The 24,949-nt window shown below is 35.8% G+C and carries 21 protein-coding genes; 4 read left to right on the top strand and 17 right to left on the bottom strand.

What is annotated here, in order from left to right; translation table 11 throughout:
• Nucleotides 1–129: 129 nt before the first annotated feature.
• The 11 genes from EPI11_RS02725 to EPI11_RS02675 form a co-directional block, all read right to left on the bottom strand.
• Nucleotides 130–1,272, bottom strand: coding sequence for an acyl-CoA dehydrogenase family protein (locus tag EPI11_RS02725; RefSeq protein WP_128388416.1), 1,143 nt, complete (start codon nucleotides 1,270–1,272; stop codon nucleotides 130–132).
• A 16-nt stretch (nucleotides 1,273–1,288) separates the two neighbouring features.
• Nucleotides 1,289–2,188 (bottom strand): helix-hairpin-helix domain-containing protein, encoded by a 900-nt coding sequence (locus tag EPI11_RS02720; protein WP_128388415.1) that lies wholly within the window; start codon nucleotides 2,186–2,188, stop codon nucleotides 1,289–1,291.
• Between the two features lie 40 nt (nucleotides 2,189–2,228).
• Nucleotides 2,229–2,456, bottom strand: coding sequence for a PspC domain-containing protein (locus EPI11_RS02715; RefSeq protein WP_128388414.1), 228 nt, complete (start codon nucleotides 2,454–2,456; stop codon nucleotides 2,229–2,231).
• 48 nt (nucleotides 2,457–2,504) lie between these two features.
• A complete protein-coding gene (locus EPI11_RS02710) occupies nucleotides 2,505–3,773 on the bottom strand; it encodes a DUF2851 family protein (RefSeq protein ID WP_128388413.1) in 1,269 nt (422 codons plus the stop codon).
• A 174-nt stretch (nucleotides 3,774–3,947) separates the two neighbouring features.
• Nucleotides 3,948–4,469: a 3'-5' exonuclease gene (locus tag EPI11_RS02705; RefSeq protein WP_128388412.1), complete on the bottom strand. Its 522-nt coding sequence runs from the start codon at nucleotides 4,467–4,469 to the stop codon at nucleotides 3,948–3,950.
• Between the two features lie 54 nt (nucleotides 4,470–4,523).
• The gene (locus EPI11_RS02700) at nucleotides 4,524–5,885 is read right to left on the bottom strand and encodes a pyridoxal-phosphate dependent enzyme (protein WP_128388411.1); all 1,362 of its coding nucleotides are present in this window, start codon (nucleotides 5,883–5,885) and stop codon (nucleotides 4,524–4,526) included.
• An 80-nt stretch (nucleotides 5,886–5,965) separates the two neighbouring features.
• On the bottom strand, nucleotides 5,966–7,936 hold the full coding sequence (locus EPI11_RS02695; RefSeq protein ID WP_128388410.1) for a putative porin: 1,971 nt from the start codon (nucleotides 7,934–7,936) through the stop codon (nucleotides 5,966–5,968).
• Nucleotides 7,937–8,052: 116 nt separating this feature from the next.
• A complete protein-coding gene (locus EPI11_RS02690) occupies nucleotides 8,053–8,922 on the bottom strand; it encodes a Calx-beta domain-containing protein (protein WP_128388409.1) in 870 nt (289 codons plus the stop codon).
• An 11-nt stretch (nucleotides 8,923–8,933) separates the two neighbouring features.
• On the bottom strand, nucleotides 8,934–10,460 hold the full coding sequence (locus EPI11_RS02685; RefSeq protein ID WP_128388408.1) for a RagB/SusD family nutrient uptake outer membrane protein: 1,527 nt from the start codon (nucleotides 10,458–10,460) through the stop codon (nucleotides 8,934–8,936).
• A 17-nt stretch (nucleotides 10,461–10,477) separates the two neighbouring features.
• Nucleotides 10,478–13,549, bottom strand: a complete 3,072-nt coding sequence (locus tag EPI11_RS02680) for a SusC/RagA family TonB-linked outer membrane protein (RefSeq protein ID WP_128388407.1) — start codon at nucleotides 13,547–13,549, stop codon at nucleotides 10,478–10,480.
• 271 nt (nucleotides 13,550–13,820) lie between these two features.
• A complete protein-coding gene (locus tag EPI11_RS02675) occupies nucleotides 13,821–15,740 on the bottom strand; it encodes a S8 family serine peptidase (protein WP_128388406.1) in 1,920 nt (639 codons plus the stop codon).
• 214 nt (nucleotides 15,741–15,954) lie between these two features.
• On the opposite strand from EPI11_RS02675, the gene EPI11_RS02670 reads away from it, so the two are divergent.
• On the top strand, nucleotides 15,955–16,572 hold the full coding sequence (locus EPI11_RS02670; RefSeq protein WP_128388405.1) for a ribonuclease HII: 618 nt from the start codon (nucleotides 15,955–15,957) through the stop codon (nucleotides 16,570–16,572).
• On the opposite strand, the gene lipB is transcribed toward EPI11_RS02670, so the two are convergent.
• Nucleotides 16,567–17,292 (bottom strand): lipoyl(octanoyl) transferase LipB, encoded by a 726-nt coding sequence (lipB, locus tag EPI11_RS02665; protein WP_128388404.1) that lies wholly within the window; start codon nucleotides 17,290–17,292, stop codon nucleotides 16,567–16,569. The genes EPI11_RS02670 and lipB overlap by 6 nt on opposite strands.
• 157 nt (nucleotides 17,293–17,449) lie before the next feature.
• On the opposite strand from lipB, the gene lysS reads away from it, so the two are divergent.
• The gene (gene lysS / locus EPI11_RS02660; protein WP_128388403.1) at nucleotides 17,450–19,144 is read left to right on the top strand and encodes a lysine--tRNA ligase; all 1,695 of its coding nucleotides are present in this window, start codon (nucleotides 17,450–17,452) and stop codon (nucleotides 19,142–19,144) included.
• Nucleotides 19,145–19,210: 66 nt separating this feature from the next.
• Here the strand turns inward: lysS and EPI11_RS02655 are convergent, their stop codons facing one another.
• The 4 genes from EPI11_RS02655 to EPI11_RS02640 form a co-directional block, all read right to left on the bottom strand.
• Entirely contained in the window at nucleotides 19,211–20,161 is a 951-nt protein-coding gene (locus EPI11_RS02655; protein ID WP_128388402.1) for a transporter, read from the bottom strand.
• A gap of 7 nt (nucleotides 20,162–20,168) precedes the next feature.
• Nucleotides 20,169–21,212, bottom strand: a complete 1,044-nt coding sequence (locus EPI11_RS02650) for a cytochrome-c peroxidase (RefSeq protein ID WP_128388401.1) — start codon at nucleotides 21,210–21,212, stop codon at nucleotides 20,169–20,171.
• A 61-nt stretch (nucleotides 21,213–21,273) separates the two neighbouring features.
• On the bottom strand, nucleotides 21,274–22,110 hold the full coding sequence (locus EPI11_RS02645) for an MbnP family protein (RefSeq protein WP_128388400.1): 837 nt from the start codon (nucleotides 22,108–22,110) through the stop codon (nucleotides 21,274–21,276).
• A gap of 119 nt (nucleotides 22,111–22,229) precedes the next feature.
• Nucleotides 22,230–22,601: a hypothetical protein gene (locus EPI11_RS02640; protein WP_241657566.1), complete on the bottom strand. Its 372-nt coding sequence runs from the start codon at nucleotides 22,599–22,601 to the stop codon at nucleotides 22,230–22,232.
• A gap of 107 nt (nucleotides 22,602–22,708) precedes the next feature.
• On the opposite strand from EPI11_RS02640, the gene EPI11_RS02635 reads away from it, so the two are divergent.
• Both EPI11_RS02635 and EPI11_RS02630 read left to right on the top strand, forming a co-directional pair.
• A complete protein-coding gene (locus tag EPI11_RS02635) occupies nucleotides 22,709–23,137 on the top strand; it encodes a hypothetical protein (protein ID WP_128388399.1) in 429 nt (142 codons plus the stop codon).
• Nucleotides 23,138–23,227: 90 nt separating this feature from the next.
• Nucleotides 23,228–23,608 (top strand): hypothetical protein, encoded by a 381-nt coding sequence (locus tag EPI11_RS02630; RefSeq protein ID WP_128388398.1) that lies wholly within the window; start codon nucleotides 23,228–23,230, stop codon nucleotides 23,606–23,608.
• A 52-nt stretch (nucleotides 23,609–23,660) separates the two neighbouring features.
• On the opposite strand, the gene hemL is transcribed toward EPI11_RS02630, so the two are convergent.
• Nucleotides 23,661–24,947: a glutamate-1-semialdehyde 2,1-aminomutase gene (gene hemL / locus EPI11_RS02625; RefSeq protein ID WP_128388397.1), complete on the bottom strand. Its 1,287-nt coding sequence runs from the start codon at nucleotides 24,945–24,947 to the stop codon at nucleotides 23,661–23,663.
• Nucleotides 24,948–24,949: the final 2 nt, after the last annotated feature.

Here is a 24,949-nt window from a genome sequence, read left to right as displayed (position 1 = left end):
GGTGCAAACTTATAAAATATTTCTTTAACACCAGCTACAAAAACAAATTAATTTTAAATAGACACAATCACACTATTATAACGCAAAAGAGCCACCATAGGCAGCTCTTTTATATACTATATAATTTCTTTATCCTTTAAGAAGGTTACGCGAAATAACAAGTTTTTGTATTTCAGTCGTTCCTTCACCGATAGTACAAAGTTTAGAATCTCTGTAGAACTTCTCTACCGGATAATCTTTTGTATAACCATACCCACCGTGTATTTGTACCGCTTCGTTAGAAACTCTTACACACACCTCAGATGAGTACATTTTACCCATTGCACCGGCAAGGGTCATTTTCTTATTGTTATTTTTAAGGAAAGCTGCTTTGTGAAGTAAAAGTTCAGAAGCTTCAATTTCTGTAGCCATATCTGCTAATTTGAAAGCAATTCCCTGGAAATTACTAATTGGCTGACCAAACTGGTAACGCTCTTTAGAGTATTTAAGAGCTGCTTCATAAGCACCTTTAGCAATACCTAATGACAATGCACCGATAGAGATTCTTCCTCCGTCAAGTATTTTCATTGCCTGAACGAAACCATCACCTACTTCTCCTAATCTGTTAGTATCAGGAATGCGGCAATTGTCAAAAATAAGCTCGGCAGTTTCACTTGCACGCATACCTAATTTATTTTCTTTTTTACCACTAGTAAAGCCCGGCATACCTTTTTCGAAAACAAAAGCAGTCATACCTTTAGAATCACCTTTCTCACCAGTACGCACAATAACAACAGCTATGTCTCCTGATTTTGCATGCGTAATAAAGTTTTTGGCTCCGTTTACAACCCAATGATCGCCATCTTTAACCGCTGTAGTATTCATACCACCTGCATCAGATCCCGTATTGTGTTCTGTAAGACCCCAAGCACCAATGTGCTCTGCAGTTGCTAACTTAGGTATCCATTTTTTCTTTTGCTCTTCGTTACCGAATGTTAATATGTGGTTTGTACACAATGAATTGTGAGCTGCCACAGATAGACCTATTGAAGGATCTACTTTAGATATTTCTTCTACTACAGTAATGTATTCATGATAACCAAGACCAGAACCTCCAAGCTCTTCCGGAACCAATACTCCCATGAAGCCCATTTCGCCTAATTTCTTAAACAAATCTACCGGAAAGTGTTGAGCTTCATCCCATTCCATAATGTTCGGTCGGATGTGCTGCTCTGCAAAATCCCTGATCGATTGAGCGATCATGTTTTGCGTTTCGTTATATTCGAAATTCATTTTTGTTTTATTTTTTTTAGAATTCCAAATATAAGGCAATTATTTTTACTTTATCAACAGGAAAACTACTAATTTCTAACAATTCGTCAATTCTTTTAATCCTTCCGTTCATACTACGCTGTGTTAGTATTCCACGGGCAATTTCTTTACTAAAGTACGGAAAACGAGACAATTGCAATAAAGAAGCCGTATTAACATTGATCTTGTTCACCAATGGATTACTTTCAGTCTTAAAACTTTTCTTTAACCCTGCTTTTGCTTCCTCAGAAAATTCTTTAAAATCATCCATCTGATCCATGCTCACAAAAGCTCCAAGATCGGCTCGGCGGCGTAATATTGCTTTCGCATAGTAAGGACCAATCCCATAAACCTTAATCAAATCTTCTTCTAAGGCATCGTTTATATCAATCACTTTAATAGAACGTTCTTCTTTTACATAAGGATTGCTTTTTTCTCCGGCTAAATATACATTAGAACCAGATGTTTTAATATCCTTGATCCAATCCGGGAATTTAAAATAAGGAGATAACTTTAGAAGAAGACTATCAGATACTCCTGTTACCTTTTTAAAATCAGCAACAGAATTGACATATTCTCCCGATTTTCTAAATTTATGGAGACGATCAATTTCCTGAACAGAAAGTCCTAGCATATAGCCCCTGTAATCGCTAATAAAATTAGGATTAAAAGGATAAATAGTATCTTTTGATGTATTCTTTTTTGCTTTTAGTGCATCAATTTCCGTCTGAAATGCCAGCCATAATTTTTCTTCTTCAGATTTTTCTTTTTTGGATGTAAAATCTGAAGAAGTAAGAATAAAATAACCTACCTGAAACATAATCATTAAAATAAATAATGCTATTATCCCCTTTCGTTGATTACTTGTAAAACGAAAAAAGAATTGAAATAGCTTCATTTTTTAAACTTACAGAGTGGCTGACGTGAAAATTACAATTTTAGAGATCAAACACAGAACTTCTCTTAGTATATACCGCATCTTTCAACTTAAGCCAGAAAGCTAACGTTAGATACACTCCAAACCAAAGCCCAACAGTTACAAAAGAGATATAAATAAAGAACAATCTAACATTAGTAGCACGCATACCAAGCCTGTCTGCAAGTCGTGACGACACTGCAAAACCGTGTTTTTCAAAAAAATGACGTATGTTCGTTATTATGGACATCTGTAATGATTGAGTATTCAAAAGTAGTGTTTTCAAATTAAAACCACATCATTTCTTTAAAAGTTCAAGACCAACAGCACATTGCAAACAACGTTTATGATTGCAATATTCGTTTTTTTGCTGCAATAGTGACTGGCTGTCATAAGCTGATTGTGCCGGAATTTTGAAATATTTAAATTTATCAATAATAGTATTTTTTTCAGGTGCAACAGCCTGCAGCAAAGCAATAAGTTCTTCACTATTTTCCTTACCAATACTCTTACAATAAGCAAACCGAAAAGGAACAATAGTATTGATAATTATTAAGTCAACAAAGGACGTTGTAAGTGCTTTTCGCTTTTTAGCACTCTCTTTATCAAAACGATAATGCGTTTGCCAATAGTCCGAAACCTGAACTTCAAAAATCCTGTAAATATCCTCAATAGAAACTCTTTGGGTTATTTTCGAGAATAAATTTTGGTGTTTATGATAAAGTTGTGCTAATTGCGATAATCGGATCGTAGGGAAATTATCTGGCCTGTGTTTAAAAAACTGCAATGCATCAATGTGTACCTCAGGAATTTGATATTTATGACAAATGTAATCATAACGCGACTTAAGGTCTTTAAAATAAGTATCTTCATGGGGAAAATCCAACAATCCTGCTCTACCAAAGAGTATCGCTTCAACATTTTCTGCCTCAAAACTCTCCCTTCGTATAACTGAAAATGGAATAGACTTCGCCATACTATAAAATAGATCACCATTTGTATTGAGTCCGAAATTTTTAGCTAAAAAGCAAAACAGCACTGCTTCCCAATCGTTCCCAGTAGCTTTCGCCAATTCTATAATAGGAACCGATTTGCGCTCTAAACGTTCCAAGAACAACCGTTCTTTCCAGTTATCAAGAACAAAACGATCTATAGATTCAAGCTCTTTTTCGCAGTAAATCCAAGACTTAGAAACAGATAGTGCATTGTAATTTTGTAATACATCTGGCATGACGTAAGACTTAAGTTCCAATACAGGAATCTCAGAATTATCATGCCGGAATACCTCTGAATCATGTTCCCAGACTACATGTAATATCACATTATCATAGGCAGCATCCCTTTCGTGATTATGAATATACCAGTCAGAAGATTTAATATGAATTTCTACATTACCTGCCCATTTTTGGCTGCCAATAATAAGCTGAGCATTAAAAAAATCAGGACCTGCTAATTGCAGATACTGACCTGCATTGATAATTTCAACACGGTCACCCTGAACTGTTTTTAAATCCAGCACATTAAATTTTTTAAACTGCCATATATGGTGTAGGAAATCTTCTTTCATTACTACTAAAATACAGAAAAATAGCTATGATTTCCTACATTTTAATTACTCCCTTTTGAACATTTCAGAGTAAAAACAACAACAAAACCTAAAGATTTAAAATTCAAATAGTTAAAAAAACAAAGGCCCCAATATTCCTCTTTTCGTACATTTTAGAGTGAAAGAAATGTAGAATTAAAAATCAGAAAGATTCATTTTAATCTGCCTGTCATGAAGTAAATATAATTTGGCACAAGCTCTGGCATCCGATAATGCTTCATGGTGATTTAATTGAATCCCATTTCGGTCACTACAGGCTTTAAGATTTGCAGGCTTATACCCCTTCGCTTTGTAAATTTTGCAGGTACATTCCCATCGATCAGCTAATTCAAGTTCATCATAATAAAGTCCATAATATTTCATGGTTTTTGCAAGCACATTACGGTCAAACGATTCATTATGCGCTACAAGTTTCTTACCAAACAGTCTATCCCTTAACTGCGGAAACAAAGTATCAAAAGTAGGCACATTTAGTGTCTGAACTGGCTTAATACCATGTACCATCACATTACGATACCAGTATTCATTGTCAGGTGGCTGAATTAAGGTGTGGTATTCTTCAATAATAATTCCATTTTCTACGGTAACAATACCAACAGCACAAGCACTATGCGCATATCCGGTAGCTGTTTCAAAATCTATAGCAGTAAAAGTCATATGCAAAAGTAAAAAAAGAGCCTTATGGCTCTTTCAATGTAATAAAATATATTGTTACTTAATCGAACTAATAATGTCATGCTTTGTAATAATGTGGTGTCTACCATTACCAAGATCAACCAATACAGCCTGATTATCTTTATTTATTAATTTGGAAATTTCTTCTATAGAAGTATTAGCCTGAACAATTGGATATGGTTTCCCCATAACCTCACGGATAGGTTTATCTGCAATATCCTTATCTTCTACATAACTTCTAAAAAGATCCGTTTCATCTACCGATCCAACAAAACCATTGGTATCAATAACGGGGATTTGAGATATTTTATATTTACGAAGACGTTCAATAGCATGAGACACCAACTCTTCCGTACGTACTATCACAAGCGGTTTATCAGCATGATCCTTAATAAGATCTTCTGCTTTAGTTATCTCTTCATCAAGAAAACCACGTTCACGCATCCAATCATCATTAAACATTTTCCCTACATAACGGCTTCCGCTATCGTGGAATAAAACAACAACAACATCATCAGGTTTAAATTCGTCTTTTAACTGTAGTAAACCTTTTATTGCTGCTCCTGCAGAATTTCCAACAAATATACCCTCTTCTAATGCCAGCCTGCGTGTATAAACAGCAGCATCTTTGTCAGTTACCTTTGTAAAACCATCAATAAGTGAGAAATCTACGTTTTTAGGCAGGATATCCTCGCCTATGCCTTCAGTAATATAAGAATAAATTTCATTCTCGTCAAATATGCCAGTCTCATGGTACTTTTTGAACACAGAACCATAAGTATCTATACCCCAAACCTTAATATTAGGGTTTCTTTCTTTAAGATATTTAGCAACACCTGATATCGTTCCACCAGTACCTACACCTACAACAAAGTGTGTAATCTTTCCGTCTGTTTGTTCCCAAATCTCAGGAGCGGTCTGCTCATAATGAGCTGCCGTATTAGACATATTATCATACTGGTTTACATACCATGAATTTGGCGTTTCCGTAGCTAAACGTTTTGATACAGAATAGTACGAGCGTGGATCTGTTGGCTCTACATCCGTAGGGCAAACCACAACCTTAGCACCAACAGCTCTAAGAATATCCATTTTCTCTTTAGACTGTTTGTCAGATATAACACAAATTAGTTTATATCCTTTTACAATAGCAGCCAACGCAAGTCCCATTCCTGTATTACCAGATGTCCCTTCAATAATGGTTCCGCCTGGTTTAAGCCTGCCATCTGCTTCAGCATCTTCAATCATTTTTACAGCCATCCTGTCTTTAACAGAATTACCAGGATTGAATGTTTCTACTTTAGCCAGAACTAAAGCATCAATATCTTTAGTCAGTTTATTTAATTTCACCATTGGGGTATTTCCAATGGTTCCAAGTATATTTTCTGCGTATTTCATTTCGATTAATTTAGTTACCATCTATCATGGTAATCCGTTGCAAAGATATGTATTGCTATTAAAAATAATAGTTAAAATAATTATGAGAAGAAATCCCATATAACACCAAAGCGTAAAGTAAAATCTTTATACGGATAATTTGGTGCCGAATAATAATTGTAACCGGTAAAGCTGGAATTAAAATGCTCTGCTTTTATAAAAAGTCTAAACTGTCTAATTTTTGCATTGATGAAAAAATCCATCAAAGGGAAATCTCCAATTTTCTTTTTATCCTGACTATAAAACTCACCTATTATAGGATTGTAGTCATTGGCATAATATTTCGTGAAATATTGAAAAGTAAACCCGGTTTGAAAATATAAAGCTCTTTTAAAAACATGGTCAGAATAATACAAACTGTTTCTTGTAACAAATTCAGGAACATTAAGTACATGGCTTCCCTGATCAACTTTTTGATATAAAAAAGTATTATCTAATGCTAACTTCCAAAACCTAAATTCTTTACCAACTTTAAGCGAGAGGTAATTTATAGTTCCTCCGTATTGTTTAGGTGAAACAAGAATAGGATTAATATCGGTTGGTTTTACAAGTGGCACATCTATATGATCATTACTAAAATATAAATGATCATTTAAAACGGTGTACTGCGCAGATGCAGTTACCCACTGTGTTTTAGCCTCAAATTCAATATTGTTAATTTTTTCATTCTTAAAGCTACTATTAAGCGATGAATTTGGCCAGTTATAATTTTTATAATCGCTCTGATATAAAATAAAGTTATGATTTGGAAGCTTATTCATATTTTGATATCGGGCAGACAATACATTTCTCTCATCAAACGTATATCTCGCCGAAGCATCAATATTTGCTAACGATTGATTTGTTATTGAATTTGAAAAAAGAATACTCCCTTTCCACTTATCTTTTTGATAGGTATAACGTGCACCATAAGTATTAATTCGATCACTAACCGAATTTGGCGTTTCAATAGTTCCGTTTGAACCTAATATTATACTTCTATAAAAGTAATTATAATTAAAATCTTCAAGATAAAACTCAATAGTTCCAATAGTTTCATTTGAATAAGCAACACCCAGCATATTGTACATTCTGTTATAACGGGTTTTGTCGCTGATTGAAGTCGTATAAGATTCACCAAAACGGGCACTAGGTGTTTTTTCGGTAAACTCAAAGAATTTATTTTCATAGTTAAACTGATGATGAAACACTAAACTATTAGGATTACTTTTATTCAATCTAAAAGTATGATCTATAAAGTAACGATTCCCCTTTAGTAATGATGTGGCATCTTTTAAATAAACATCTAACCGTTCCCTTTGAGTATAAGGCGCCTTTCCACTTTCAAAATCATTTTGATTTACAATCCCACCATTCTCTTGATTTGAAAAATCCTGAGCAGTAAAATGCAGTTTAACAAAATAACGCTTATCCGAAGTATTATAACTGGTTATAAATCTAAAATTACCATTACTTGACAATTCATTTATATATCTACCTAATGAACGTAATCCTTTGTAACCAACTGCAAAGTTTAAATTTTCAGAAGTATTTAATGTAATAAAAGCATCTAAAACCTGTCCTTGTTCAAGAACAGAACGGTACATCAAATCAGTATAAGGTGTAGCGACATTATAGTAATTGATATCATCAACCCCCATATAGGCAGAGTGCTTTGCTCTAAATCCCATTTCGGGGAAAGGATTAAATTTCGTTAATCCAAAATCCAAAGTATTATAAGGCTGCCCCTCGTTAGAAAGTGGCAATAATCCAAAATTATCCTTTCTCAGGTAATTAACTTCATATTCCTTCTTAATACTTAAAGAAGTATCTACATAAGTAGTATCCCTATCAAGAGTGATAATTTTGTACATATTTATTGTAGCAGTAGTATCTGCAGCGGCTTTCACCACTTTATCTTTTTTATCTATAGGAACATGCTTCAATGTACTTGTGCTGCCTTTTTCTTTTTCCTGAGAAAAAGTCAAAAAAGGAAATACAACTAAAAAAACAATAAGGATCTTTTTAAGCATCTAGATTCTGAATTTGGGCAAAGGTACTTAATTTTATAAATCTCAACGTGTAAAAATAGAGCAAAAAAAAGAGGCTTTCTTACGAAAGCCTCTTAAAATATTTATAACTGCTAAAATTATTTAGCTGGTTTTAAATGTACACTTGTAGGAATACCAGGAGATGGAAATAATGTACTGATAGTAGAAATTCCACCAGTAATATCAAGCTCTTTAGTATCAGCGTTAAACCTACCACCACCTTCAAATAAGAAAGTTTGGTTGTTACCATCAGCATCAGTATAACATGCTTCACAATATAATTGTTGGAAAGCTGTTAATGTACCTCTTCTAGCGTTATTATTAGCACCAGGAACAAATGTAAACTGAATTGCTTTATCTGTTTCATTTTCAAGCTGATCTTCAAGAACACCTTTAATCATTAAGATATTACAATCTCCAGTTTCATTAACGTCTGCAGTAGCAGTACCGATAACATCTCCTTCATCATTCGTAACATCAAATTTACCAAAGAATTCCAGGAAGTCTGTTGTACAGTCATCATTAATAATAAGGAATCTTTTGTAGCTAGCTCCTTGATCAGTTAGTCCTAAAGAAATATCACCTTCAGAAACACCAGTTAAAGTAACATCTAATGATTTAGAATCATCCATGATATCATTATCAATAATCTCAATTTTGATGAATCCTGTTGTTTGACCTGCTGGAATAGTAATACTACCTGGCGTTAAAACCTTATAGTGTACTCCTTCTACCGCTACAGTACTTGTAATAGTAAAAGTAACATTTACGTCATTAGATTTAGGGAAAGCCATGTTAACAGGAATTTCCGCTATTCCTCTATGTTCAAAAAAATTGAACCTTAAAGAAGCAACATTATCAAATGAAACGAAATTCTTACCACCATAAGTTACAGTATCTTCTTCACAACTCATCAAAGTACCCATGCTTAATGTAAGCAGGGCTAACTTTAAAATATATTTTTTCATACTAAATATTATTATTGATTATTATAACCTGGGTTTTGTTGAATGTTTGGATTAGCAGCCTGCTCAGGTCTTGGAACTGGTAAAGTCCATCTGTAGTCTGTAACCTCAAGTGAACATGCATTGTTAAAGTTACAATCAGACGGTGTTCTGTCAACTGTTTTACCTGCAAGAGCACCTAAACGTTTGATATCAACATAACGGTGACCTTCAAATGCAAGCTCAAGTCTTCTCTCATCTAAGATCGCAGCCCAAGCAGCCTGAATATTTCCAGGTATAGCAATGTTACCAGAAGCATCTCCAAAACGAGCTGCTCTGATTGCATTAATTGCATTAGCTACTCCAGGGAAATCAGAACGGTTAGCTAAAATTTCAGCTTTAAGAAGTACCATCTCTGAAGCTCTGAAGATTTTAACATCCGCCAAAAGTGGCGTTTTTTCAGATTCAGCATATTTACCTACCGGACGAACATTGAATGCAGGGAAAGCAGTAGGATCAATAATAGTAGCACGTCTAATATCTGTAGGAAGAAGGTTGTTGTATAAAGCTGTACTTACTTCAAAGAACGCACCACCAGTAGTCTTACTGTTAACAGAAGACCAAGCTTGATAGAAGTTACCAGTTGTAGTACTTGCAGAAGCAGCTCTTTCAAGTTTGAAAATAACCTCATTATTATTATTAGCACCTGTTATTAAGGCATCTCTAAATAATCTGAAGTAACCACTTTTAGCTAAAAGATCGTCTGCACTTCCTGCATTAACACTAGTAGCATTACCGTAGAATTTCCTTGTTAAAGGATAAGCAGCAATTAACGCATCAACATCAGCTTCCGCAGCATTATATTGACCTCTGTAGATAGCCATACGAACTTTTAAAGCTTTAACAAAATCCGTAGAAACATAAGTTCTAAGAGAACCTTTGTTCTGAGCAGTTTTTGTAACAAGGTTTTGTGCAGCAAAATCAAGATCACTATTGATTAAAGCAAAAACTTCACCATTAGTATTTCTTGGTAACTTTTGTTCTTTTGTAGGAACAAAGTCAAGAGCAATAACACCTAAACCATTATCATTTTTCATATCTGGTGAGAAAAATGTAAGCAATTGGAAATGTCCATAAGCTCTTAGTGCACGAGCCTGAGCTACAATATCATTGTATGATGATAGCTCATCTTCAGTAGGAGTTACATTTTTAGCTCCTACTAACAATCTGTTAGCAAAGTTAACAAGACTATAGTTAGATAACCATATTGATGCAGCATCACCAGAGTTGTTGTTTAGCGCGAAAGCCAATTCACCATCTCTACCTTGTCCACCATTAGCAATACCTAATCTAACTTCATCTGTAAAGATTGAAGTAAATATGATATGGTTTTCACCCGGAATAACACCGTAAACACCATTTAAACCTAAAGTAAGATCCTTAACTGTTTCAAATGTATCTTCAGGTAATAATTCGCTGGGCTGCTTAATATCAATTGCATCGTCGCAAGCAGCAAAAAGAGAGGCTACAGCAACAAATAATAAAATTCTAAAATTTTTCATAATCTTTCCTTTTTTTTTTAAAATTGTAACTCTAGACCAACAGAAAAAATCTTCGCAGTTGGATATTGCGCTTGGTCAGCACCTCTAGGGCTTTCTGCATCCCAACCTCTCCATTTAGACCAAGTAACTAAGTTTTCACCTTGAACATAAGCTCTGATTCCTGAGAACGGAGTTTTATCAAGCATATCTTTAGAGAAAGAATAACCAACACTTAGATATCTAAGTCTTAAGTAAGATGCATCTTTTAAATATCTGTCAGAATCTGAATCACGACCACTGTTTGTTACAAATAAAGAAGGAATATCTGTATTTCTGTTATCAACAGTCCATGCATTTAATAAATCAGTTGATTTGTTGAAAATACCAATATCACCAGTCTCTTGTAAGCTTGCTAAGTCATAATCAAATCTATAGATATCTTTAACATAAGAGAATTGAGTTGTAGCGAAGAAACCTTTGTAAGTAGCTTCGAAACCAAAACCTCCTTGGTATTTAGGAACTGGAGCTTTACCTGTTAACCTTCTGTCTGTTTCAGGGTTAGGGTTTTCAGTTAAGTTACCTTTTCCATCATAAAATAATAAGTTACCATTTGTTGGGTTAACACCAGCATATTTTATTAAATAGTATTGACCTAATGATCCACCAACTACGTCAGCCTGAAGACCATCATCAACTATACCGCTTTCATTAACGTTTGGAAGTTTAATAAATTCATTTTTATTGTATGAACCATTAAAAGTAGCTGTTAAAGTAAAATCGTTAGTTCTTACAACGTCGTAAGCTAATAATGCTTCAACACCACTGTTTCTTAAACTACCATTGTTTGAAAGGATAGAGTAAGTAGCATTTACTGCTGATATAGGTGTAGACTGGTAAAGATCTTTAGTAGTTCTTTGGTATACATCAAGATTACCTCTTAATCTGTGTTTAAGTAATTCGAAATCTAAACCAACGTTGATTTGCTCAACAGTCTCCCATTTAAGATCTGAGTTACCTAACTGAACAACTTGGTAAGAAGGAAGGTTTCCGTATCCTGTAGCAGAATCAAATAATGTTCTTGAGCTGTTAGGAGCAGAGAATATACTTTGTCCAAGGATATTTTGGTTACCTGTAGTACCGTAAGAAGCTCTTAATTTAAGCATGTCAAATGTTGATCCCTGCATAAAGCTTTCTTTGTCGATATTCCATCTTCCTGATACAGACCAGAAAGTACCCCATTTGTTTGTGTCAGAGAATCTGTAAGAAGCATCTCTACGTACAGTAGCACTTAAACCATATTTTTGGTCATAATCATAATCAATAGAACCAAAGTAAGAGAATAGACCTGCAGTAGCTTTACCTGAAGCAACATTAGGAACATAGAAGTTAGGAGTATCCGGGTTAAATGGAATATAACCAGAACCGTTTCCTGGTTCGAATACTTTAGGATCTAAACCGTTTTGTACAGCTGAGAATGATTTTTGGTGAGCTTTGTAGTACTCAGTAAATACAGACGCATCAATTGTATGTTTTTCACTAAACGTTTTTCTGTAGTTTAAACTTGTATTCATGTTGAATGCAAATTCTCTTGCAAAACTATCCGTTTGGAAACCATTAAATTCCTGACCTTGTCTTTGGAATAAAATTGAGTTGAAAGATCCAGGAGCCTGAACGTTTATACCATTAGTTTCTGTAAAATCAGAACCTATAGAAGTACCAGCAGTCAATTCATCAGTTAATTTATAACTAGCCTGAACGTTAGCAATCATTTTTATCTCATTAGTATTTAATGTAGCCGTTTTAAGTCTGTCTAAAAGCATAAGCGGGCTAAGACCTAATGTACCTTTACCATTATAGCCAACACCTTCTGGACCAACACCTGTTGTATACCAGTTATGTAAGTTTTGACCGTTTGTATACCACTCTGGGTTTATATAAGAAGCACCCTGAAGAGCTCCTAATACCGGGTTGATGTTGATCGCACCTGTACCTAAGTTTGCTGCAGTACTGTTTTTAGAGAAGTTAATTGTAACAGCTGTACTATAGTTAAATCTGTCATCATTACTTTTTCCACTGATATTATTTCTGAAGTTAAATCTCTTAAGATCTGTACCTCTAAGAATACCTTGTGTATCATTATAACCAAATGAAGTAAATGATGATAAGTTTTTACTACCGCTAGTTAAGCTTAAAACATGGTTTTGAGAAAGACCAGTTCTAAAGAACTCATCATTCCAATCAGTATTCACATCATAGTTTTTAATCTCCTCATCAGTCAATGAAGCACCATAACCTCTACCAACAGTTTTTTCAAGGCCTAGTAATTGCTGACCACTCATTTTGTGGTATTTGTTACTCTGCATCTTAGAGAAACTTGTAGTTGCAACATACTTAACAGTTAAAGCTGAATCGTATCCACCTCTTTTAGTCTTAACGATGATTACACCATTCGCACCTCTATTACCATAGATAGAAGTTGCACCAGCATCTTTAAGAACAGATACCGATTCAATATCATTAGGGTTGATACTTCTGAAGTTATCAGAATTCAACGGAACACCATCAATTACATACAAAGGCTCAACATTACCATTGATAGAACCATAACCCCTAAGGATAACAGTACTATTAGCACCTGGCTGTCCAGAACCTGTAGAAATGCTCAAACCAGGAATCTGACCTTGTAATGTTTGCATAAAGTTAGCATTTGGTCTACCTTCAATAGTTTTTGATGAAATAGTTGTAACAGCAATATTAGAAGTAGCTCTTGTACTATTTCTATATCCCTCAACAACAAGGTCATCTAAAGTAACGCTCTCATCTACCATCTTTACAGACAAAGTATTTGACGCACCAACAGTAACAGTTTGGGTTTTCATACTTATGTATGAAAATACCAATTTTTGCCCAACAGAGGCAGTAATGGAATATTTACCATCAAAATCAGTCTGAACACCTTGCGCAGTTCCTTCTTTAACCACATTCACACCCGGTATTGGCATTCCGGCAGCATCAGTAACGACACCGGTAATGGTTTTCTCTTGCGCAAAGGAAAACTGAATAAAAAACGCTAGTAACAGCGTAAAAATCCAAGTAAACTTTGATTTCATATTTAATTAATTTGAGTTAGTTAAGTTGCAAATCTATTAATTTATTTTAATATAACAAACTTTTAACATTGTTCCACAACGCTAAAATTCATTTTCTTTTAGCGTAAATGCAAAATCCACAACATATTAATAATAATTGACCACATACTACAGCTTTTTTTAAATTAAAAAGAAACGCCAACAATTACGTTAACGTTTCTTTATAGATGTAATAATATGTAAATGGTTGCGTGAACTATCTATTTTTTTTCAAAATAGACACATTTCAACATTATTTAATAATAACTTTCTTAACTTCTGATTTATCACCATTTTTTATTATTACCATATATATCCCCCTTACAAGACCCTGAACATTGATAACATTATCTACTGCTGCAAGAGATGCATTAAGCACTAATCTGCCCTGAACATCATAAATAGCAGCGCTTGCATCTTTTTCAATTCCTGCAGTTAAAGAAATATTAAGTTCATCCTGAGCTGGATTTGGCCATAAACTAAACATAGAAGTTTTATTTACATCTTCAAGACCTGCAGGAACACCAACTACACCAGATACTAATAATGAATATGCTTGTTGCGGGCTTCCGTTTGGATTTACAAGAGTAGCATTTTTATGAGAAATAGTAATTGTGTAAACACCAACTGCATTGTTAATTTCTACTTTCTCTATATTGTCTGCATTATTCACTCCTTTTTCTGCAACCTGACCACCACCATCTAATTTCCATGGATAGTAACTAACACCATCTTTAGTCACAACAATATCAAGATTATTAACTAAAACAGATTTTGTAGAATTCGTAGTAATACTACCCGCAGGATCTGTCCAAGCCAAAGTAGCTATTAATGATTCTGCTCCCGAAGCAACTACCTGCTTTGTATACGTTTGTCCCGGCAGTAAAATAAGCTCTTCTATTTTAGCACTGCTTCCTGCAGCATCCGCAGCAAGCAATTCTGCCGCTTTTTTCGCATTTAATAAACCCCAGCCATAGATTGGATCCGGACCATCTGTATCACCAGCTTCATCCGCAGTATGCGCAACTAGCCCTCTTACTGTTGAAGATCTCATGAAATTCCTATCTACACCAGCATGTGGATGTAAATTAGAATAATATTGCTGCAGCAATAATATAGCCCCGGTTACACCTGGAGCAGCCATTGATGTTCCCTGATCATAAGAGTGAGCCGAAACACTTGCATTTGATGCAGAGTATACCTGAACACCTTTTGAAGAAATGTCCGGTTTGATCCTAAAGTCATTCGTAGGACCCCAACTACTGAAATTAGCATAAGTAACACTTTCAGGTCCGGTATATTGATTAACCTGCGTAACCGCCGCTACCGTAATTGCGTTTTTAGACACCGATCTATCCGTAAGCCTGTCATAAGTTTGATCTCCATCATTACCTGCAGCAACTACCGGTAAATAATAAGGAGCAGCAAATGTAATTCTATCAACAGCCTGAGAATATTCATCATAAGACCCTAACATTATCTGCAATTGAGCAGGCGGTATCTGAGCCTGATCCAAACCATAAGAATGATTAGACAGTATATATTTTTCTGCCGCAAAATCTGTCATTTCAGGAAAATCCGATTGGAAATTCGATGAAAGAACCGTCGCTTTTGGAGCAAGACCTTTTGCCATTGGTGTATTAACCCCAGCACCTATAATAGTAGCTGTAACGTGTGTAGGGTGATAAGAAGACGCGGCTGAATTACCTCCGTCATAAGGTAAAACCCTTCCTTGTAAATCCAAATGATTTGACAATGGATATCCACCATCCCAAACACCAACATACATTATATCTCCATTTGCAAATTCTCCGGTAAGATTTAAACCTAAAGAACCTCCCGGCTGTAAATGATTTGCTCTGGATGTTATTGCAGATCCTGCATTCGAAGTAGTCATATATAAAGGTATACCTTCAACGCTTACTTTCGTTAAAACGGATACCTTTTCATTTTCACCTTTAATAACTAATGGCCAGTTATTAATTGCCGCCAGCTTTACAGCTTCAGCATAATCTTTTTCATATTTATCTTTAAACTCTTTTGAAAGTTCAATCAATCCTTTAACATTAGTATCTTTTAGGTCTGCCTTAGCAGGACTTCCTTGAGCGAATGCAGAAACACTTCCCCCCAACACCAATGCAAGAGCATAAAGCTTCACAGTATTCTTTTTCATAATTTTTAATTTTTTTAATAGTAGTAAATAAATTTTCTTTTTCAGCAAACGCCCATTTTCACTAAAAGAGAATCACAAAAATATAAATTATTTAGGCTTTTTGAGCCATCTGTTTTAATATAAATGTTTTAAATTAGCCATTAATAGTTTTAGATTTAACTTTGTTTAATCCAATTCCTACAAGTCTTTTTCACAAAATCGTTTATCAGAGTTTATGCTTGCGTTAAATTTTTCAGGGCTACAATATGAAACAGGAACAGATGAAGCCGGTCGTGGATGTCTTGCCGGCCCGGTAACAGCTGCAGCGGTAATATTACCCGAAGATTTCACACATGAACTACTTAATGATTCCAAACAATTATCGGAAAAAATACGGGAATACCTTCGCCCAATAATCGAGGAAAAGGCTCTTTGCTACCACGTCACAAATATCGAGCCTAAAATTATAGATGAGATAAATATTCTAAATGCTTCAATAAAAGCAATGCAGGAATGCATCGTGAAATTAAATCCTACACCTAATTATATTATAGTAGACGGTAATCGATTTAAGCCCGTAAATAATATTCCGCATAGCTGCATAATAAAAGGAGACAGTAAATACCTAAGTATAGCTGCCGCATCTATTCTTGCGAAAACCTATCGTGATGAATACATGAACAGGATACATGAGGAATTCCCCATGTATAACTGGAAAAAGAATAAAGGCTACCCCACAAAAGAGCACCGTGAGGCTATTAGAAAATACGGCAGTACAAAGTACCACCGTATGTCATTTAGACTCCTGCCGGAACAGCTGGAATTAGAATTTGAAAAAGGTATTATATTATAGGTGTAAAGCGACAGTTTCATCGCGTACAATCTCTGCTTCAAAAAGCTGAGCAAAATACTTAAGTATTTTTTCTTTCACTTCATCTTCATCTACCCTATCTACACCAAGCTCTACATTTAAAGTCGCTACCGCTTTCCCTTTTATACCGCATGGTATAATGTTATCAAAGTATCCAAGATTAGCATTAACATTAAATGCAAAACCATGCATGGTTACCCATCGCGACGCTCGCACACCCATAGCGCATATCTTTCGGGCAAATGGCGTCCCTGCATCCAGCCATACTCCGGTTTCACCTTCGCTTCGTGTTGCATTTAAACCATAGTCTGCCATTGTAAGGATTATTACCTCTTCAAGAAAACGCAGGTATTTGTGAATATCCGTAAAAAAATTCTCAAGATCAAGGATTGGATACCCAACGATCTGACCCGGCCCGTGATACGTAATATCACCACCCCTGTTAATTTTATAAAACGTTGCTCCTTTCGCTTCTAATTGTTTTTCATCAATAAGCAAGTTTTCCATAGCACCACTTTTACCAAGCGTATACACATGCGGATGCTCTGTAAACAAAAGATAATTAGACGTTTCTAACGCCAACTCCTCTCTCCTATTCTTGATTTTTAAATCTAATATCTCCTGAAAAAGCGTTTCCTGAAAACTCCATGCTTCTTTATAATCTTTAACCCCAAGGTCAATAAACTTCACTTTTTTATTCATCTTCATAAATGCTAAAAATCCTCATACAAAATTACAAAACTTATTGACAGGGATAACATCCGTTAAAAACATAACAATAAAGACCTTGCACGTTAAACCACAAATTGCTTATTTATTAATTATCATTATCTTTGCGGGCTTAAAAACATTATAAATCATGCAGCTTTCAGAACAAGAAATTATTCGTAGAGAAAAACTGGACACGCTGAGAAATCTCGGCATCAATCCATATCCCGCAAACCTTTACCCTGTAGACCATACATCGAAGCAGGTTAAGGAAGATTTCTCTGAAGGTAAGAAGGTGATTGTAGCCGGTCGAATGATGTCTATCCGTACACAAGGAAAAGCTTCATTTGCAGAAATTCAGGATAGTGAAGGGCGTATTCAGGTTTATTTTAACCGTGACGAAATTTGTCAGGGTGAAGACAAAACCAAATACAATGAAGTATTTAAAAAACTTATTGACCTTGGTGACTTTGTAGGTGTTGAAGGTGAACTTTTTACAACTCAGGTAGGTGAAAAATCTATACGTGTTCATGATTTCACGCTACTTAGTAAAACATTGCGCCCGCTACCAATGCCTAAAACCGACGCCGACGGCAAAGTGTTTGACAGTTTTACAGATCCCGAATTACGTTACCGTCAGCGTTACGTAGACTTAGTGGTTAACCCACACGTTAAAGAAGTTTTTGTAAAGAGAACAAAACTGTTTAATGCAATGCGTAACTTTTTTAATGACAAAGGGTATTTTGAAGTAGAAACTCCTGTATTACAACCTATCCCTGGTGGAGCTGCTGCAAGGCCATTTGTAACACACCATAACAGCCTTGACATTCCTCTTTATATGAGGATCGCCAATGAGCTTTACCTAAAAAGGCTTATCGTAGGTGGTTTTGACGGTGTATATGAATTCTCTAAAAACTTCCGTAATGAAGGTATGGACAGGACGCACAATCCTGAATTTACCGCCATGGAAATATATGTAGCATACAAAGACTACAACTGGATGATGGAATTTACCGAAAACTTATTAGAACATTGCGCTAACGAAGTAAACGGCACTACAGATGTTACTTTTGGCGAACATCAGGTAAACTTTAAAGCACCTTATGCAAGAGTTACCATGACAGATGCTATCAAACAATTTACAGGTTTTGATATTACAGGTAAATCGGAAGAAGAAATATATCAAGCTGCTAAAGGCATGGGTATTGCTGTAGATGATACCATGGGTAAAGGCAAACTTATTGATGAGATTTTTGGCGAAAAGTGTGAAGGTAACTTTATACAGCCTACTTTTATTACTGATTATCCTAAAGAAATGAGCCCGCTTTGTAAAGAGCACCGTGATAATCCTGAACTTACTGAGCGTTTTGAACTTATGATCTGCGGTAAAGAGATCGCTAATGCATACTCTGAACTTAATGACCCTATCGATCAGAGAGAGCGTTTTGAAGCTCAGTTAAAACTATCAGAACGTGGTGATGTAGAAGCAGCTCAGTTTATTGATAATGATTTCCTTCGTGCATTAGAATATGGTATGCCGCCAACATCAGGATTAGGAATCGGTATGGATCGCCTTATCATGTTCCTTACCAATAACCCTTCGATCCAGGAAGTATTATTCTTCCCTCAGATGAGGCCGGAGAAAAAAGCACTGGAACTTACTGAAGATGAAAAAGCTATTGCCGAGATTCTAAAAGTAAGCACTCAGCTAACCATTGATGCTCTAAAGCTTCAAGCTGGCTTAAGCGGTAAAAAATGGGATGCTGCCATGAAAGGGCTTGCTAAACATGGGCTTGTAAAAGTAACCTTAGAAGGTGATACTAAAACTGTTGAGTTTAAAGGATAATTTCCTGAAATAAAACATAATATAAAGGCTTCCACTACAATGGAAGCCTTTATATTTAGTTATGAATTACAAACTGTAATTCAAATTCACAGACCATCTGTAATTGGCCTCTACTCTGCCACCGGTAAGATTCTGACTTATAGGTAACATAGCATTTAATCCTACTGAGAATTTTCCACTACCGGCTTCGAGTCCTACTTTACTAAAAAGAATATCACCTTTGGTATCAGGAATATCTTCTCCATATTGTTTATTAGTTGCATAGGTTTCTCCTGCAAGCCCTACCTGCGGTACCAATGTGAACTTCTCACGTTCTACTACATAAAAAAAAGTTCCTGCATAATTAAGCTGGTTACCAAATTGATAATGCTGATCATTTTCAGTTTTAAAAGCATAATTAAGCATAGCATTAAAGCCTAAATCCTGTTTCTTAATAACATATTCAGCAGCTAGCAGGTAATCCCAGCTCCCTGTGCCTACCTGAAAACTAGGGTTCACGCTTCCTGTACTGGCAGCACTATTATACTTTCCTGTAGGTGCTTTTACCCCTGCCCCTGCCTGAAGCATATGTGTAAAAACAGTACTGTCTTTTTTTGTTTGATATACCGTATAAAGCCCTAAAACAGTGATGTCTCCCAAACCTTCAATCGTCTGCCTGCCTGTAGACAACTCACGGTTATGAAAATGATAAGGCACCAGGGCCGATATCTGGAAATTCTTAAATACGGGTATTCTTGCCCACAGTTGTACGGTATTAAAGTTTTCATCAATCCATGGAGAATTTTTAAAGATCCCATCCCGGCTTGAATAACTTTGGTTAAAATAACGAACACCCACAAAATTCTTGTCCAGCATCGAACTGAACCCCATACCTCCGCCACTGGCAGAACAGCCACAGGCATCGCAATCGTCAAAATCCATTAGGTAGTGTTTAAAATTCGGTGGAGGTATATTAGTTATAGTGGCAGAAAAACCAAACTGACTGATAAACAGCAGTAATAGTAAATACTTTTTCATTTTTTTGTTATGTTTTAAAATAAAACAATTGATTATTAATGTATTCTTCATCCGTGAGTGTTTGAAAGAAAGCGATAAGCGCCTCTTTTTCATCAGCGGAAAGTGATATTCCCAAAACACCGTTTGCATTAAGCAGTGGATCCAGCGTTTCTGAGTGCTTTACTCCTGAGGCATAAAAATTAAGTACGGATTGCAGTGATCCAAACCGCCCGTCATGCATGTAAGGAGCAGTAAGTGCTATGTTTCTAAGACTGGGTACTTTAAATTTATATCGATCGGAGGCAAAACCTGTTACTGTTTCCCTACCTAAATCGTTAAGCTTGCTGTTAGGCGGCAATCCATTGTTTCTAAAAGTACTGTCAGTAAACATATCCGTTTTATGGCAGGAAGCACATTTTTGGGTAAACAATTCCAAACCAGACTTCTCCTGCTCAGACAGGTTTCCCCCCGGCTCCTTTCGCACATACTTATCATAGCGGGAATTAGCCGAAACCATCATGGTCATAAACTGTCCCAGTGCCTTAAGTATATTATTTGACGAGACCTCCTGATCTTCAAAAGCCTGAGAAAAAAGCTCCACATAACTTTTATCCTTTTTAAGTTTTACAGCGATATTTTCGAGCGTTTCATTCATCTCAACAGGATTATGTATCGGCGCAATAGAGAGCATTTCTATACTTACCGCAGCTCCATCATAAAAATATTGTGACTGAAAAGCCATGTTTTGTATCGATGGTGTATTTCTAACTCCTTCAAGGTTGTTGATACCGTGACTAAAAGCATGCCCATGATGGGTAAATGCCGATGCCTGTTCATGGCAAAAAGCACAGGAAACAGTACCATCAGATGAAAGACGGGTATCATGGAATAGCTTTCGTCCTAATTCAAATCCCCTTTCAGTAGGATAATTACGATCGATCTCCTGAGCCAAAGCAGGAAAATTAGATGGCACTTTAAAGTCCATACGTGCATTAACCTCTTCATAATCTGACTTGTTATCACAAGATATCAGAAATAAAAGGGGAGAAAGCATAAGAATAATTTTTTTCATATCATATTCGTATTATACAATCAGCCCAACCGAAGCCAGCCGGGCTGATATATGATATAAATTATTCGTGGTGACTTCCGGGTCCGTTATGTACATGATCCACCTTAAACATTTTAAGGGAGTTCTGGGCGATTTTTATGAGATTTTCTCCGCCCATAATACTCACAGCAGTACCTCCTGCATTAAGGTTATCATGAAGTAGTATCTTAGTATCACCATCCAGCAATACATTAATATCGCTCATAATATGGATGCTTGACAGCTCTTTTTCTCTTACGCGCGCGGTAGTTGGAAGATCAAGAGTTACCTCTCTATAATTATCTGTTGCAGAATTGCTTCCCTGGTGCACCTGGAAAGGTAATTCTTCATGACGGCCATGATCTGATGTTTCTGCGAATGTACCTTCAAAATTAATAAATCGATAACCGATGCTCCATGTCCAGGTCATGTCGTTAGCATAAGCAAGATCCCAAAAACTTTTCTGAGCCGATTCTCCTTCTAAATAGCGCTGCTGATCTACACCGATCCCGAATTTTACTTTTTTATAATCACCGACAGGTATATTCTCTAAATGCACGGTAAATTGTCCTTTTTCTTCACTAATAATAAAATAGTTCTCTGCTTTAGGGTATACGAATGAGCTACCGTCTTCTTTAATCAAAACTACATTACTAATAATATAATTAAGCTTTTTTACCGTAACAGTCTCTCCGTTAGAATTTGTATAGGCATTACCAAGATCGAGGGCATCTCCTGCCATACCGTTGTCAAAGAACAGTTCTGCTTCACCAACAGCGCCTTCAACTACTTTAGAGCCATTATCATCATCATTACTACAAGAAACAAAAAGAGAGGTTGCTGCCAGTACGGCAGCAATATTTTTTAATTGAAAATTCATTTTTTATTTATTTTTAAGTTATAGAATAGCATCTCAAAACATCATTATAGATAGTTGAGGCGCCAAATTGCATAAAATGTCTTACAGCACGAAAATGCACTGTATAAACAGATAAAAACTTAAGAAATAAATGCTGGCGGGTGAAAAACAGCTGTAGTATTTAAGTGAGAATATAAATTGCTGTATCCGGTAACGTTCTTTGCAAAAACGGCAGCACTGTTTGTTGAAAAACTAAAATCAGCTACCATTTCACAAAATAAAACTTCAGCTTCCTGATGTTGTGCTTTTTTTTGTGAGGCTGGTTTTTCATTTTCGGCGGCTTTTGCCAGCTCTTTCATAAGATGACATTTACCATTACAATGCATTTGGGGTTTTGCCTTGTTTTCACAAAGTTCTTTAGCGATATATTCATAGTTAATAACATAATCCAAAACAGGTATAACCGGCTTTGCCAATATTAAAAACACAACTATGAATATTGCTTTTTTCACAAGGCAAAGGTAATTGCCACATCTTGTTAAAAAAAATTAAGTGCAAAGAAATTAAACCTTTTATTTAATTTTATATCTTTCACCTATAACTTTTTAAAATTAAGATTATGAAAACGTGGATTTTAGCAGTAGTTATAATGATAGGAATAACGGTGCATGCACAAACCAAAAAAGAACATAAAGAAGCGTTAACCCCTGAACAAAGGGTAGAATTAAGGGTTAAAAAACTAACATTAGCACTCGATCTTACCAATAAACAGCAAAAAGAAATGAAAGTGTTGCTGTTAAGTAAAGAAACGGAAAGACAGCAGGTAATAGAAAAATTGAAATCGGAAAATAAAGCAAAAAAAGAGCTAACTGCCGATGAACGATTTGCAATAAAAAATAATGCGCTGGACAAAAAAATTGAGATGAAAGAAGAGATGAAAAAAATCCTTACAAAAGAACAAATCGAGAAGCTTGACAAAATCAGCGAAAGACAATATCATATAACAAAAAAAAAGATAGGCGAACTCAAAAAAAACAATAGAAGTTGATTTTTTTCTGTTAAAGTTTTGAGTTACATCATAAATTAATTAGATTTGACATAATTAAACGTAAATACTAACACCAATAACTGTTTTATTATGAAGAAAATAATCGCTGTTTTTGTTATTATGCTTGCATTTGGAGTTAACGCCAATGCACAGCAAAAAAAAGCTACTCCGTCTACTCAGGTTGCTGCTACAAATAAAGCAAATGCTGAACAAAAAGCTAATTTCAGTGAGGCTGCTTTAAAAGACATTGCTACATTATCTAACTATGTTAAGCTAACCTCACAACAAGAAGTAGCGCTTAAATCATTGTTTGAATACAAGCACCAGATTTATGCTCAAAACATTAGTGAAGAGCGTAAAGTTATCCTTGCTGAGAATATAAAAGGTAAAATAAATTCAATTTTAGGTGACGATCTATTCGCTAAAATTGAAGGTAATACTCAATTAATGAATGTTCTTACTAAACAATAAGACCAGACAATAATATACAAAAAACTCCCGTTATTCACGGGAGTTTTTTTATTTATAATGTGGCAGCAACTTTTTCTACTGCGGTTATTGTCGCATCAAGATCATCATAGGTCAGTGCATCTGTAATAAACCAGGTTTCATAAGCCGAAGGCGCTATGTAAATCCCCTCTTTAAGCAAACCATGGAAGAACTTTTTAAAGGTATCGTTATCTCCATTTGAAGCCGATTGGAAATCAGTTACAGGGCTGGCATCAAAATGCACCGATATCATCGATCCGGTTCTGTTTATAGTATAAACAACACCAGCAGCTTCAAGTTTTTCACGTATTCCTTTTTCAAGATAGGCCGTTTTTTCATCCAGCCTTTTAAATACATTAGCGTCGTTATTAAGCGCCTTAAGCATTTCCAGACCCGCAGCCATAGCTAACGGGTTCCCGGATAATGTTCCTGCCTGATAAACGGGACCAAGAGGTGCCAAATAATTCATAATTTCATTGCGCGCAGCAAAAGCACCAACCGGAAGTCCGCCACCAATAACTTTACCAAAAGCTACAATATCGGCTTTAATACCGAAAAGCTCCTGTGCACCGCCTTTTGCAAGACGAAATCCAGTCATTACCTCATCAAATATAAGCAACGTGCCGTTAGCGTCGCATAATTGCCTTAAACCTTCTAAAAAACCGTCTGAAGGAGGAATACAGCCCATATTGCCTGCAACTGGCTCTATGATAATAGCTGCAATTTCATTAGGGTTTGCTTCAAACAAAGACGCTACGTTTTGCAAGTCGTTGTATTTTGCAAGTAATGTATCTTTTGCAGTACCCTTTGTTACACCGGGACTGTTTGGCGATCCAAACGTTACTGCTCCGCTTCCTGCCTGAATAAGAAAAGAATCAGAGTGACCGTGGTAACAACCTGCAAATTTTATTATCTTATCTCTGTTCGTATATCCTCTGGCAAGGCGAATTGCACTCATACAAGCCTCGGTACCCGAATTTACAAAACGAATTTTGTCAATATTCGGAACCATAGAAACCGCCAGTTTTGCAATTTCAGTTTCTAAGGCTGTAGGCATCCCAAAAGATGTTCCTTTTTTCGCCCTTTCAATAACAGCATTTACTACGGGATCATAGGCATGACCTAAGATCATTGGCCCCCATGAATTAATATAATCTATAAGCTTGTTGCCGTCTTCGTCATACAAATAGGCTCCTTTAGCTTCTTTTACAAAAATTGGAGTTCCTCCTACGGATTTAAATGCGCGTACAGGAGAATTTACGCCGCCAGGAATTACCTGTTCTGCTTCAGCACACAGTTGGCTGCTTCGTTGATATAACATAA

It is taken from the genome of Flavobacterium cerinum (assembly GCF_004028155.1).
GTDB lineage: Bacteria > Bacteroidota > Bacteroidia > Flavobacteriales > Flavobacteriaceae > Flavobacterium > Flavobacterium cerinum.
This window is presented reverse-complemented; position numbering and strand designations above follow the sequence as displayed.

Excerpts from the sequence above, each read along its gene's own strand:
- EPI11_RS02630 (WP_128388398.1), top strand. The coding sequence starts at position 23,228 with ATGAAGAAAATAATCGCTGTTTTTGTTATTATGCTTGCATTTGGAGTT.
- EPI11_RS02685 (WP_128388408.1), bottom strand. The coding sequence starts at position 10,460 with ATGAAAAATTTTAGAATTTTATTATTTGTTGCTGTAGCCTCTCTTTTT.
- EPI11_RS02720 (WP_128388415.1), bottom strand. The coding sequence starts at position 2,188 with ATGAAGCTATTTCAATTCTTTTTTCGTTTTACAAGTAATCAACGAAAG.
- EPI11_RS02705 (WP_128388412.1), bottom strand. The coding sequence starts at position 4,469 with ATGACTTTTACTGCTATAGATTTTGAAACAGCTACCGGATATGCGCAT.
- EPI11_RS02715 (WP_128388414.1), bottom strand. The coding sequence starts at position 2,456 with ATGTCCATAATAACGAACATACGTCATTTTTTTGAAAAACACGGTTTT.
- EPI11_RS02650 (WP_128388401.1), bottom strand. The coding sequence starts at position 21,212 with ATGAAAAAAATTATTCTTATGCTTTCTCCCCTTTTATTTCTGATATCT.
- lipB (WP_128388404.1), bottom strand. The coding sequence starts at position 17,292 with ATGAATAAAAAAGTGAAGTTTATTGACCTTGGGGTTAAAGATTATAAA.
- EPI11_RS02680 (WP_128388407.1), bottom strand. The coding sequence starts at position 13,549 with ATGAAATCAAAGTTTACTTGGATTTTTACGCTGTTACTAGCGTTTTTT.
- EPI11_RS02710 (WP_128388413.1), bottom strand. The coding sequence starts at position 3,773 with ATGAAAGAAGATTTCCTACACCATATATGGCAGTTTAAAAAATTTAAT.
- EPI11_RS02725 (WP_128388416.1), bottom strand. The coding sequence starts at position 1,272 with ATGAATTTCGAATATAACGAAACGCAAAACATGATCGCTCAATCGATC.
- EPI11_RS02655 (WP_128388402.1), bottom strand. The coding sequence starts at position 20,161 with ATGAAAAAGTATTTACTATTACTGCTGTTTATCAGTCAGTTTGGTTTT.
- EPI11_RS02635 (WP_128388399.1), top strand. The coding sequence starts at position 22,709 with ATGAAAACGTGGATTTTAGCAGTAGTTATAATGATAGGAATAACGGTG.
- EPI11_RS02670 (WP_128388405.1), top strand. The coding sequence starts at position 15,955 with ATGCTTGCGTTAAATTTTTCAGGGCTACAATATGAAACAGGAACAGAT.
- EPI11_RS02645 (WP_128388400.1), bottom strand. The coding sequence starts at position 22,110 with ATGAATTTTCAATTAAAAAATATTGCTGCCGTACTGGCAGCAACCTCT.
- hemL (WP_128388397.1), bottom strand. The coding sequence starts at position 24,947 with ATGTTATATCAACGAAGCAGCCAACTGTGTGCTGAAGCAGAACAGGTA.
- EPI11_RS02675 (WP_128388406.1), bottom strand. The coding sequence starts at position 15,740 with ATGAAAAAGAATACTGTGAAGCTTTATGCTCTTGCATTGGTGTTGGGG.
- EPI11_RS02700 (WP_128388411.1), bottom strand. The coding sequence starts at position 5,885 with ATGAAATACGCAGAAAATATACTTGGAACCATTGGAAATACCCCAATG.
- EPI11_RS02695 (WP_128388410.1), bottom strand. The coding sequence starts at position 7,936 with ATGCTTAAAAAGATCCTTATTGTTTTTTTAGTTGTATTTCCTTTTTTG.
- EPI11_RS02690 (WP_128388409.1), bottom strand. The coding sequence starts at position 8,922 with ATGAAAAAATATATTTTAAAGTTAGCCCTGCTTACATTAAGCATGGGT.
- lysS (WP_128388403.1), top strand. The coding sequence starts at position 17,450 with ATGCAGCTTTCAGAACAAGAAATTATTCGTAGAGAAAAACTGGACACG.